This is a genomic window from Deinococcus piscis (assembly GCF_014653275.1).
GTDB classification, from domain to species: domain Bacteria; phylum Deinococcota; class Deinococci; order Deinococcales; family Deinococcaceae; genus Deinococcus; species Deinococcus piscis.
The window spans coordinates 49,996-58,791 of the sequence record NZ_BNAL01000020.1 but is presented as its reverse complement, the minus strand read 5'-3'; the positions used below and the strand labels follow the sequence as shown (position 1 = coordinate 58,791).

Sequence of the window (8,796 nt, the reverse complement as noted above, 5' to 3'; positions counted from 1 at the left end):
TAGACCTGCTGACCCAGCCTTTTTGCCCACCAGGAGGGGCTGGAAGTGAAGTTGTCACCTACTGAGCGGGCAGCGTCCCCTCACGCTCACGCGTCAGCCCGAACTGCCCGAAAACAGCCGCTGGACGCATGAGGGCGTGGTGTTTGCCACCGTGCATGCAGTAGGGAGCAACAACGGCCTGGAGCGCACCGCGCAGAGCGCTGCCGAGCACTTTGCCCGCAACAGCGCCAACGTCGCGTGGATTCGGGACACTTTTGCTCAGGCGCGGGCCAGCAACGCGCCCGCTGTGGTCATCGCCTACCAGGCGGACCTGTTTTACGGCGCGCCCGTGCTGCTCACCGACAGCGGCCTGCGCGACACGGTCAATGTCCTGGCCGCCGAGGCCAAAGCTTACGGCAAGCCGGTGCTGCTGATTCAGGGCGACTCGCACACCCTGGTCATTGACCGCCCACTGACCGAAGCCGGTGCCAACACCTTCCCCGGCCAGACCGCCGCCAGTCCGCAGCTGAAGAATGTCACCCGCTTGCAGGTGATGGGCGAAAGCGAAGTGGGCGCAGTAGAAGTGACGGTAGACCCAGCCAGCCCCGGCGTCTTCAGCTTCAGGCCGGTGTACAGCGGCCCGGTCTTTACCGCGCCCACCGCTCAGCCTGCACCCCAGACCAAGCCCTGAGCGCCGCTGCCTGCGCCGTGTAGCGCCGCTGTACGCCGAATCCCAGGCGCTACACTACCCCCCGACATGCACCTGTACCGCGACCTGATAAAGCCCCAGCTGTTCCGGTTCGACCCGGAAGACATTCATCACCTGACCATCCGGGGACTTGGCCTGACTGGGCAGGTGCCGGGGCTGCCAGGAGTGCTGCGCTCAGCAGCGTTGCCCCGCACACCAGAGCTGCGCCAGACCCTCTGGGGCCGCGAGTTCGCCTCGCCGCTGGGCTTGGCAGCGGGCCTGGACAAGAATGCCGAAGCGGTGCCCGCATTCGGGGCGATGGGGTTTGGCTTCGTAGAGGTCGGAACGGTCACGCCCCAGGCGCAGGCGGGCAATGAGCGGCCCCGGCTGTTCCGCCTCCCCGAAGACAGCGCCCTGATCAACCGCATGGGCTTTAATAACGCGGGCACGGACGCCATGCGCCGGCACCTGGAAGGGCCGCGTCTGTGCCCGGTGTGGGTCAACATCGGCAAGAACAAGGTGACCCCCAACGAGGACGCCGCCGCCGACTACCGCCGCTGCGTGGCGGCGCTGTACCTGGTGGCCGACGCTTTTGTGGTGAACGTGAGCAGCCCCAACACGCCGGGCCTGCGCGCCCTACAAGCAGCAGGAGACCTGCGCGCCCTGGTCGCTGAAGTGATGGACGAAGCCGAGCGCCAGCGCGTGCGCACCGCCCGCCGCCTGCCCGTGCTGGTCAAACTGGCCCCCGACCTCCACCCCGCTGATTTCGAAGCAAGCGTAAATGCCGTGCTGGACGCTGGGGCGGGTGGCCTCATCGTCTCCAACACTACCCTAAGCCGCGAGGGGCTCCGCAGCACACACCAGGGCGAGGCGGGCGGCCTGAGCGGAAAGCCGCTGCGGGAGCGCTCCACCGAGCTGGTGCGCCTGGCTTACCAGCAGATGCGGGGCCGGGTGCCGATTGTGGGCGTGGGCGGGATTTTCAGTGCCGAGGACGCCTTCGAGAAGATTCTGGCGGGTGCAAGCCTGGTGGAAGTGTACTCGGGGCTGATTTACGGCGGCCCCAGTCTGCCTGCCGAAATCAACCGGGGCCTAGCCGACCTGCTGCGCCGCGAGGGCCTGAGCAGTGTGGCCGAGGCCACCGGCCTTCAGGCTGACTGAGCAGCAGGGCCTAGAGAACAGCTCAGAGCACCAGTGCCTATAGGTGCCCTAAATCCTGCTTCACCCGGCAGGGACGGCCAGACGCCACAGTAAGGGCATGACTGATCCTGGAGACCGTTCCACCACTGCCGATAACCTGGACCAGACCACTGGTCGCCCCGACAGCGAAGCCCAGCCCGCTGCCCCCAAGATTGGTGAAGCCGGTTCTGCCGAGCTGCTCAAGAACAACGAACACGACCAGGCCGAAAAAGCCCAGGAGTTCCCCGACCCCACCGCGCTCTGAGCGCCTGCCCCGTACATCCGCGTCTCTACCAAAGCCGGGAAGCCAACTGCGGCCCGGCTTTTTTGTGTGGAGCAAGGGCGGCAGGAAGCAGACAGAGCACACGGACGGCCTTCCCTTTTCCCGTAGACTGGGCAGCGGACGGGCCTGTTTTGCCCGTGCCGCGCCGCTGGACTGACGGCGTATAAGGAGCAACCATGACTGGACAGATACAAAAAGACTGTAATGGCTTTGACCGCCGCTACGACGTGCAGGGCCTGGACGCCATTGACGTGGCGGTGCTGGACACCTTCCCCGCCGTGCGTGAAGACGACCCGGTGGCCTATCCGGGCGAACCCAGCGAAATCGTCATCAGCACCGACGAGTTCAGCCCAGTGTGCCCCTGGAGCGGCCTGCCCGACTTCGGACGCCTGGAAATCCGCTACGTGCCACGCGAAAAGTGCGTGGAGCTCAAGAGCCTGAAGTACTACCTGACCTCGTACCGCTTCGTAGGTATCTACCACGAGCACGCCACGCGCCGGGTGCTGGCCGACCTGGTGAAGCTGCTGGACCCACTGAAGCTCAGCATTGACTGCGACTACGGCCTGCGCGGCGGTATCCGTACGGTGGTCAAGGCCAACTACACCGCCGAAGACCAAAAGAGCGCGTAATGCCCTGGAAACTGTCTACCGAATTCACCTTCGATTCGGCGCACGTGATTGAGGGCTATGACGGCCCCTGTGGGCGGCTGCACGGCCACACCTACCGGGTGCGGATGGAGCTGGAATCCCAGCGCCTGCGCCCCAGCGCCCATGTGCGCCGCGACATCATGGTGGCCGACTTCAAGAGCCTGAAGTGGGCAAAAAAAGACGTGGAGCAGGGCGGGCTGGACCATATGTTCCTCAACGAGCACCCTGACCTCGGCGGCGACACCACCGCCGAAGTGATGGCCGCCTTCCTGCACCGCGAGACCATGCGCCGCATCCGCGACACGCTGGACGCAGGCGACAGCGGGGACGACCTGCGGCTGCGGGTGTTCCTGTGGGAAACGCCGGAGTCCTGCTGTGAATACTGGGAATAAATCGCCCTTGCCAGCGAAGCGAGGAGTGAATGAGATGGCGGGCCACCCCGCCGCCGAGGGCGCGTTAAAGGGTCTAAAAGTCGAAGGGTCTAAGGACAATGCAGTCTTAGACTCTTCGACCCTTAGACCCTCGACCTCTACAAAATACCCCGTCTACGAGCGCTTCTATACCTGGCAGGGCGAAGGCGTTCACCTGGGGCGGGCGGCGTACTTTATTCGGCTGTACGGTTGCCCGCAGCATTGCCCCTGGTGCGACAGCGCAGGCACCTGGCACCCGGACTACCGGCCCGCTGCTGTCGGGCTGCTGTCCGCAGAGGCCCTCGCGCAGGCTGTGGCCCAGGAAAGTCCTGACGGTGCGGTGGTCATCATCACTGGAGGCGAGCCGATTCTGTTCGACCTCGGCCCCCTCACAGACGCCCTGCATGCGCTGGGCCGCCGAGTGCATATCGAAACTAGCGGGATTGCGCCGCTGCGTGGGGAGATTGACTGGGTCACACTCTCGCCCAAGCCCACCCAGAAGTGGCCGCTACCGGAAGTGGTGGCCCGCGCCAACGAGGTCAAGATTATCGTGCATGAGCCACAGGACATTGCGGCGGGTCTGGGGACGCTGGACGGTCTACGCGAGGACGCTGTGATCTGGCTGCATCCGGAGTGGAGCCGCGCCCGCGAGCGCGACATGGCAGTGCTCAATGCCATCACCGAAGCAGTCAAGGCCAATCCCCGCCTGCGCGCTGGCTACCAGATGCACAAGCTGTACCGCGCCGACGACCTGGACGAGCACAGCGACAAGCGCCTCATTCCGCTGGGCGGCAACGAAGGGTTAGGGTACTGAGGGATTTCGCGCCGTCTAAGGGTCAAAAGGTCTAGAGACTAAGACATTTTCCCTTCGACCATTAGACTTTTAGACCCTCAGCCTCTCCATGACCCGCCGCCCAACCAAAAGGAGCACCCATGATTTCAGCAAACGACAACCCCCGCGCCGTGGTGCTGCTCTCCGGCGGGCTGGATTCCAGCACCGTGCTGGGTCTGGCCGTCCGCGCCGGGTATCAGCCCACCGCCCTGAGCTTCCGCTACGGTCAGCGCCACACTGTGGAGCTGGAGCGGGCCGCGCAGGTGGCCGCCCACTTTGGAGCCGCACACCGCGTGGTGGACATCAACATCGGCAGCTTTGGCGGCAGCGCCCTGACCGACGAGAGCCGAGACGTACCGCTGGACGCCACGCCTGACGGGGTGATTCCGCCCACCTACGTGCCGGGCCGCAACACGGTGTTTATCGCGGTGGGGCTCAGCTTGGCCGAAGCGATAGACGCGGGCAGCCTGCACCTGGGCATCACGGCAGTGGACTACAGCGGCTACCCCGATTGCCGCCCCGACTATCTGGCCGCTTATCAGACGTTGGCTGACCTGGCGACGGTGGCGGGCCGTGAGGGACGCGGTGCCCGGCTGGTGGCCCCACTGCTGGAGATGAGCAAGGCAGACATCGTCCGCACGGCGCTGGAGGTGGGCTTGCCGGTGGAACTCACCTGGAGCTGCTACAGCGGCGGCAGCGAACCCTGCGGCCTATGCGACAGCTGCCGCATCCGTGACGAAGCGCTGCTGGAAGCAGGCCACCCGGAACTGATGACCCAGTGCGGGCGGGAGCGGCTGGGAGCCTGAACCCCGCATACCGAAAGAAAGTCCCCGCGTAGGGGGCATTTTTTATACCGGGTCTGCGGCAGCTTTGCGCTTGCGCCTGGGCGGCTTGGACGCGGGCGGCTCGGGGGCATTCCAGCCTGTCAGCTGCTCTGGCGTAGCTCCCAGCCGCAGCAGCTCAGCGGAATCCTGCGGGGTCAAGCCAGCGGTGGGCAGCAGGTCGGGGCGGCGCTCCAGGGTGCGGGCCAGGGCCTGCGTCCGCCGCCACCCCGCAATGGCCCCATGGTGGCCGCCTTGCAGGACCTCGGGGACGCCCTCCCCTTCCCAGACCGGTGGGCGGGTGTACTCGGGGTAGTCCAGCAGGCCCGAACTAAAGGAATCATCCTCGTGGGAGGCCTGGTCACCCAGCACGCCGGGCACCAGCCGCGCTACCGCTTCCATGATGCAGGCCGCCGCCGCCTCGCCGCCCATCATCACAAAGTCGCCGATGCTCACTTCACGGGTGACCAGCCGCTCCACGCGGGCGTCGAAGCCTTCGTAGCGGCCACACAGAATCACCCAGTGGCCGCCCTGCGCCGCCCAGGCTTCGGCGTCGGCCTGGCGGAAGGTCTGCCCGGCGGGAGTCAACATCACCACCTCATCCACGGGCTGCTCGGCCCGCAGGGCATCTAGTGCGCGGGCCACCACGTCCACCCGAATCACCATGCCCGCGCCGCCGCCGTAGGGGGTGTCGTCTACCTTGTGGTGCCTGTTGCCGGACCACTGCCGCAGGTCGCGCAGCTGGACCTGAACCAGCCCCCGCGCCTGCGCTTTGCCCAGCAGGGCTTCGGCGGCAAAGGGGCGCAGCAATTCTGGGAACAGGGTCAGGACAGAAAAGGTCAGGGCGGGGGGAGGCTGAGTCATTCTTCCTCGTCTGCTCCTGCTGGGTGGTCCTCGTCTTCCCCATCCCAGTCGTCATCGCCCAGCAGGCCAGCGGGCGCGTCCTCGGTCAGGGTGACGCGGGTAGGTTCGCCGCCCTCTTCCTCAATCACCACGTAGGGTGCTTGCAGCGGCACCTGCGACTCGCCGTAGTCGTGCGACACCACCAGCAGGTCCTGGTAGCCCATGTCCAGCACGTCCACCACTTCGCCCACCTGGGCCCCGGCACTATGCACTGCCAACCCGCGCAGCTGATGGTAGTAATAGCTGCCTTCTTCCAGGGCAGGCAGTTCGTCGTCGTGGGCATACACATTGGCTCCACGCAGGTCGGCGGCAGCCTCGCGGGTGTCAATGCCGCTCAGAAACAGCGCAATGCCGGGGTAGGTCAGCTCGGTGCGGCGCAACTTCAGCCAGCCCCAGCCTTCGACCCAGACGCGGGGCAAGCCGGTCAGCTGCTCGGCCTCGCCCAGCACGAACAGCTTGACCCCGCCCTTCAGGCCCTGCGGCCCCAGGAAATGACCGACGCGGGTGGTATTCTCAGGCGCTTTCACGGGCGCTTCCTTTCGCCTCCGGGGCGCGGCCCACGCGGGCCGTCCAGGTCCACATTCAACCGGGCGCGGGGCGGCGTGGCGCTGCGGGCCAGCGTGCGAATGGCCTGAATCACCCGGCCCTGACGGCCAATCAGCCGTCCTTCTTCGCCCTCGCCCACCCGGATCAGCAGGTTCTGGCCCTGGCGGCTGACCTGCACGCCAGCCGGGTCGTCCACCACCTGCTGCGCCAGGAATTCCACCAGCTCGGCCACGTCAATGTCGGGGCCGTCCGTCTGGGAGCCAAAAGAACGGTCTAGGTCATGCTTCATCCGGCCAGTCTAGCAAGGGGGCTCTGGGCTACGGCTCCTCACACCCAGGCCCGCACCACTTTCCACGCCTCACCGTCGCCGTCTACCACCGCCACCAGCGCCCCGCCATGCGTGATGGTCAGGCGGCCCGCTTCGGCGCGGCGCGGGCGCTTGCCCTGGCGCAGTTCGGCGGCCACCTCGGCGGGCACGTCCACCTGCGCGAACGGCAGGGCGCTCAGGTCAGCGTGGCCCTGGGCCTGCGCCACCGCGTCCAGGTCCAGGCAGTCGGCCAGGTCATAGGCTCCGGCGCGGGTTCGCAGCAGGCCCGACAGGTGCGCGGGCACACCGAGCGCCGCACCCAGGTCGCGGGCCAGCGAGCGCAGATAGGTGCCGCTGCCCACCGAAGCGCGGACAAGCAGCGTAGGGAACTCACCCAGCGCGGGCGGCAGGGGCACAGGCCGCCCGGCGGAGTCCGGCCCCCAGCCGTCTTCGCCCCGGCTCACCCGCTGCGGCGACTGCGCCAGCGAAGGCGACACGTCCAGCAGGTCCAGGCGGTGAATGGTCACGGGCCGGGCCGGAAGGTCCAGCGTGCCCCCACGCCGCGCCACGTCATAGGCCCGCACGCCGCCCACCTGAATGGCGCTGTACTGCGGCGGCACCTGCTGGATGTCGCCCAGAAAGCCAGCCAGCGCCTCCCGCACGGCGGCAGGGTCGGGCACTTCAACCGGCTCCTGCACCTCAACCGGCCCCTCGGCGTCCAGGGTGGGCGTGCTCGCCCCCAGACTGATCCAGGCCAGATAGTCCTTGGAGTCGCGCTCCATGAACTGCACGACCTTGGTGCTGTCTTCCACACACACCACCAGCACGCCGGTTGCCAGCGGGTCCAGCGTGCCGGTGTGGCCCACGCGGCGCGTTCCGCGCAGCCGCCGGACCCGGCCCACCACATCGTGGGAAGTGAGGCCAAGCGGTTTGTCTACGGCGAAAACGGGCATGCCCACCAGAGTAGCGAACCTGCGGGCGGGCGGGAGCGGCCTGCGCGTCATTGTAGCCGCGCCCCTCAGCAACAACGTCCTTTAGGCAGATGCTCTAGGATGCAGGGCGTGCGCTTTTCCACCGTTCTTTCTGCTTTGCCTGGCTTCGCCGTGTCCCTGATGCTCCTGAGCGCCCCCACAGCGGCGCAGGCGCAAGCCTCTGCTCAGGGAAGCTGGGCCCAAGTGGCCCCTGGGCAGTGGGCCGACCCTGCCCAGCAGTGCAGCTACCGTGTCGAGCGGCGCGGTCAAGCATTCCCAGTGCTGCGCGACCATGCTTCGGCGGTGCGCCTGGCCGGTGCGCTCAAAGATGGCCTGGCTGCGCAGGGCGTGCGCGACATTCAGGTGCGCCCAGCAGCACGCGGCACGGTATGGGGCATTTTTGCTTCCTACGTGTATCCCAGCAAGCAGGGCGACGCGAGGGTGGCGCAGCTGTATCTGTCGCAGGGTGGGCTGCTGCGCACAGTGACGGCCAGCACCCGCGCCCAGACCGTCTCGGCGCTGCCGCTCAGTGTGCAGGCGGCCAGCACAGGGACGCCTGCCACTTGCTGGCCCGACCTGGCCCGCTGGGTCGAATTCAGTGCCAACTAGCTCAGCATGGCCCGCCGCATTGACCCGGTGCAGGACCGGCAGCGCCGCACCGCGCTGGTGGGCGCAGCGTATCAGGCCATCTACGAGCGCGGCTATCACGCCGTCACACTGGCCGACATCGCCGCCGAAGCGGGCGTCAGCCGGGGCACGCTGATGTATCACTTCGGTTCCAAAGCGGGACTACTCACCGCCGCCATGCAGCGCTTTACCCGCACCATGACTGCCGCCACCCGCCGGGCGCTGCGGCAGGCGGCTGGACCAGAAGCCAAGCTGCGTGCCTACGTAGAAAACCAGTTCTACGGCGTGGAAAATACCCGGCGCTTCTATACCGTGTGGCTGGACTTTCAGAGTGCGGCCTCCCACGACCCGGCCCTGCTGGCCGTGCAGCGCGAGTTCCTGGCGCAGACCCACGCCCTGGACCTAGAACTGGCCCAGCTGGGCGGCAGTAACGGTGCCGACGCCCGCGCCCGGCAGCTGCGGGCTTTGGTAGAGGGCCTCAGCCTGCGCTTTGTGGCCGAGGAAGCACCGGACCTGGAAGCTTACCGGCGGGAGTGTGAGGCGGGGGCGCGGGCTTTGCTGGCCTTGCCTATTGATGGATGATGGCTTCACCGCTGCGCGGCTGAC

At 67.1% G+C, this 8,796-nt stretch carries 13 protein-coding genes; 9 read left to right on the top strand and 4 right to left on the bottom strand.

Annotated features, from left to right (window positions below; translation table 11 throughout):
* Positions 1 to 136 precede the first annotated feature (136 nt).
* From IE158_RS08760 to queC, 7 genes are all read left to right on the top strand, one after another.
* The gene (locus tag IE158_RS08760) at positions 137 to 670 is read left to right on the top strand and encodes a hypothetical protein (RefSeq protein WP_229839014.1); all 534 of its coding nucleotides are present in this window, start codon (positions 137 to 139) and stop codon (positions 668 to 670) included.
* A gap of 66 nt (positions 671 to 736) precedes the next feature.
* Positions 737 to 1,825, top strand: a complete 1,089-nt coding sequence (locus tag IE158_RS08755; RefSeq protein ID WP_373295837.1) for a quinone-dependent dihydroorotate dehydrogenase — start codon at positions 737 to 739, stop codon at positions 1,823 to 1,825.
* Positions 1,826 to 1,922: 97 nt separating this feature from the next.
* Entirely contained in the window at positions 1,923 to 2,108 is a 186-nt protein-coding gene (locus IE158_RS08750; protein ID WP_189643284.1) for a hypothetical protein, read from the top strand.
* Positions 2,109 to 2,302: 194 nt separating this feature from the next.
* On the top strand, positions 2,303 to 2,755 hold the full coding sequence (gene queF / locus IE158_RS08745; protein ID WP_189643283.1) for a preQ(1) synthase: 453 nt from the start codon (positions 2,303 to 2,305) through the stop codon (positions 2,753 to 2,755).
* Positions 2,755 to 3,165 (top strand): 6-pyruvoyl trahydropterin synthase family protein, encoded by a 411-nt coding sequence (locus IE158_RS08740; RefSeq protein ID WP_189643282.1) that lies wholly within the window; start codon positions 2,755 to 2,757, stop codon positions 3,163 to 3,165. Before queF ends, IE158_RS08740 begins: the two co-directional genes overlap by 1 nt.
* Before the next feature lie 34 nt (positions 3,166 to 3,199).
* Positions 3,200 to 3,997, top strand: coding sequence for a 7-carboxy-7-deazaguanine synthase QueE (locus IE158_RS08735; protein ID WP_189643281.1), 798 nt, complete (start codon positions 3,200 to 3,202; stop codon positions 3,995 to 3,997).
* A 119-nt stretch (positions 3,998 to 4,116) separates the two neighbouring features.
* Positions 4,117 to 4,821 carry a 7-cyano-7-deazaguanine synthase QueC gene (queC, locus tag IE158_RS08730; protein ID WP_189643280.1) on the top strand — a complete coding sequence of 235 codons (705 nt, stop codon included), beginning with the start codon at positions 4,117 to 4,119 and terminating at the stop codon, positions 4,819 to 4,821.
* A 42-nt stretch (positions 4,822 to 4,863) separates the two neighbouring features.
* Here queC and trmD read toward each other — a convergent pair whose 3' ends face one another.
* Genes trmD through truB form a run of 4 tightly spaced genes read right to left on the bottom strand, consistent with a single transcriptional unit; the run spans position 4,864 to position 7,545 of the window.
* On the bottom strand, positions 4,864 to 5,700 hold the full coding sequence (gene trmD, locus IE158_RS08725; RefSeq protein WP_189643279.1) for a tRNA (guanosine(37)-N1)-methyltransferase TrmD: 837 nt from the start codon (positions 5,698 to 5,700) through the stop codon (positions 4,864 to 4,866).
* Positions 5,697 to 6,266, bottom strand: a complete 570-nt coding sequence (gene rimM / locus IE158_RS08720; protein WP_189643278.1) for a ribosome maturation factor RimM — start codon at positions 6,264 to 6,266, stop codon at positions 5,697 to 5,699. The genes trmD and rimM overlap by 4 nt, the downstream gene beginning before the upstream one ends.
* The gene (locus IE158_RS08715) at positions 6,263 to 6,574 is read right to left on the bottom strand and encodes a KH domain-containing protein (protein WP_189643277.1); all 312 of its coding nucleotides are present in this window, start codon (positions 6,572 to 6,574) and stop codon (positions 6,263 to 6,265) included. Before IE158_RS08715 ends, rimM begins: the two co-directional genes overlap by 4 nt.
* A 38-nt stretch (positions 6,575 to 6,612) precedes the next feature.
* Positions 6,613 to 7,545 carry a tRNA pseudouridine(55) synthase TruB gene (gene truB, locus IE158_RS08710; protein WP_189643276.1) on the bottom strand — a complete coding sequence of 311 codons (933 nt, stop codon included), beginning with the start codon at positions 7,543 to 7,545 and terminating at the stop codon, positions 6,613 to 6,615.
* Between the two features lie 108 nt (positions 7,546 to 7,653).
* On the opposite strand from truB, the gene IE158_RS08705 reads away from it, so the two are divergent.
* Positions 7,654 to 8,172 carry a hypothetical protein gene (locus IE158_RS08705; RefSeq protein ID WP_189643275.1) on the top strand — a complete coding sequence of 173 codons (519 nt, stop codon included), beginning with the start codon at positions 7,654 to 7,656 and terminating at the stop codon, positions 8,170 to 8,172.
* A 6-nt stretch (positions 8,173 to 8,178) separates the two neighbouring features.
* Complete coding sequence (locus IE158_RS08700) at positions 8,179 to 8,772, top strand: TetR family transcriptional regulator (protein WP_189643274.1); 594 nt, start codon at positions 8,179 to 8,181, stop codon at positions 8,770 to 8,772.
* Positions 8,773 to 8,796 lie beyond the last annotated feature (24 nt).